A 1,466-nucleotide genomic window follows, 5' to 3' on the forward strand; every position below is an offset into this window, starting at 1 on the left:
CCAGCACCTCGCCCCCGGCCCAGGTGCGACCGCCGGGGGCGCTGCGCCGGAACGACACCGGCAGCGCGGCAAAGGCGGTACCGTCGTCGCTGTCTTCCAGCATCAAGGTAAGGCTCTTGCCGTCACCCAGGGTGACCGGCGTGGCGGCCACGGCGGCCACCTCTGCCGCGCCCATCATCGAACCCGCGCGCTGCGGGCCACCGTTGCCCACGACCTGGGCGTTCTTGGGCAGGGCCTGACCCTTGGCCAGGTGTTCGCCATGCACACGCAGCATGTGTCCGTACATGCGTTTCTCCTTGTTCATCGGCACCGCCGGGCGGTTGCCGTCATGGTGTTGCTGAAGGGGCGCGGCGCGTGCCGCTACAGGGCAAGCACCTGTTCGGTGCCGTCCTTGAAGTTGTAGGAAGTGACGATTTCGATGCCGTTCCAGTGGGTGATCTGGCGGTCCATGTCCTTGCCGCCCGGCACGATCTGCAGGGCACCGGCCTTGTAGCGGTACAGCAGGTTGCGGGCGCGCTCGTGCATGAACAGGTAGGTGGAACCGGAGGTGGCGCGCACCTGGGCCAGCATGTCGTCGATCATGGCCTCGGTGGGCACGTGGTCGCGGCTGACGTTGACGATGGCCGCCACGCTGTGGGGGTTGGCAATCTGGATGCCCAGATACGACTTAAGCCGCAGGCCGAAGACCAGCACGCCCTGATACTGGCCGCTGGTGGCCTTGTAGAGCTCGCCGCCGTTGATGGACTGCACGTCCAGCACGGTGCCCTGCTTGAAGCATTCCGGGCTGTACAGGCCGCAGGTTTCGCCTTCGACGAAGCGCACGGCCAGCATGGAGTAGCAGCCGCCCGCCGTGGCCCCGGCGTCGGTGACCGAGCCGTGGTCCAGGGCGAAGGCGCGGAAGTTGTCGTAGATGATGCGCTGTTCCGCCGACATGCCGGAGCGGCGCAACACCTTGGGCATCTTCTTGGAAAAGTACTTCTCCTTGCCGCCGAACATGCGGGCGGTGTCTTCCGGCACCTCGATCTCGCCGCCCAGGATGGACAGGTCCACCTTGCGCAGGTTGCTGGTCACCTCCACAGAGGGCAGGGGCGCGTTCATCTCCACCCAGCCCGCGCCCTGCACCTCTTCCACGTCCTCGTACATGTTCCACAGGCCGTGGCTGGCCTCTTCGAAAGGAACGATGCCCAGGATGGGGGCCTCCTCGGTCAGCCCGTCCACCTGCTGCGGCTGCGTGGATGCCTGTTCGTTGCTCAGTTCCTTCAGCGTCTTGCCCATGCCGGATGCCTCCTGGCGGTTAACGTTTGGCGAACACGACGGTCCGCAGGAAATCCTCGGTGCTCATGGCCTCGCCGCGCGCGCCCGCCGGGCCGGTGCCCGCGCCCAGCGAATCCTCGCCCATGCGCTCGCCCACCAGGGCCATCAGTTCGGCAAAGGCGGGATGGTTGCCGAGCCCGGCGCGCACCAGC

Annotated in this window: 2 protein-coding genes; both read right to left on the bottom strand. The window is 67.0% G+C overall.

The window, feature by feature from the left end:
• The coding region (locus FVW27_RS15420) for a hypothetical protein (protein WP_167126775.1) at positions 1 to 286 on the bottom strand (286 nt) is incomplete at its 3' end.
• 74 nt (positions 287 to 360) lie between these two features.
• Positions 361 to 1,275 carry a major capsid protein gene (locus FVW27_RS15425; RefSeq protein WP_167126778.1) on the bottom strand — a complete coding sequence of 305 codons (915 nt, stop codon included), beginning with the start codon at positions 1,273 to 1,275 and terminating at the stop codon, positions 361 to 363.
• Positions 1,276 to 1,466: the final 191 nt, after the last annotated feature.

Origin of the sequence: Nitratidesulfovibrio liaohensis, from assembly GCF_011682075.1 — a bacterium.
In the GTDB taxonomy this organism is placed as follows: Bacteria; Desulfobacterota; Desulfovibrionia; order Desulfovibrionales; family Desulfovibrionaceae; genus Cupidesulfovibrio; species Cupidesulfovibrio liaohensis.

Excerpts from the sequence above, each read along its gene's own strand:
- FVW27_RS15425 (WP_167126778.1), bottom strand. The coding sequence starts at position 1,275 with ATGGGCAAGACGCTGAAGGAACTGAGCAACGAACAGGCATCCACGCAG.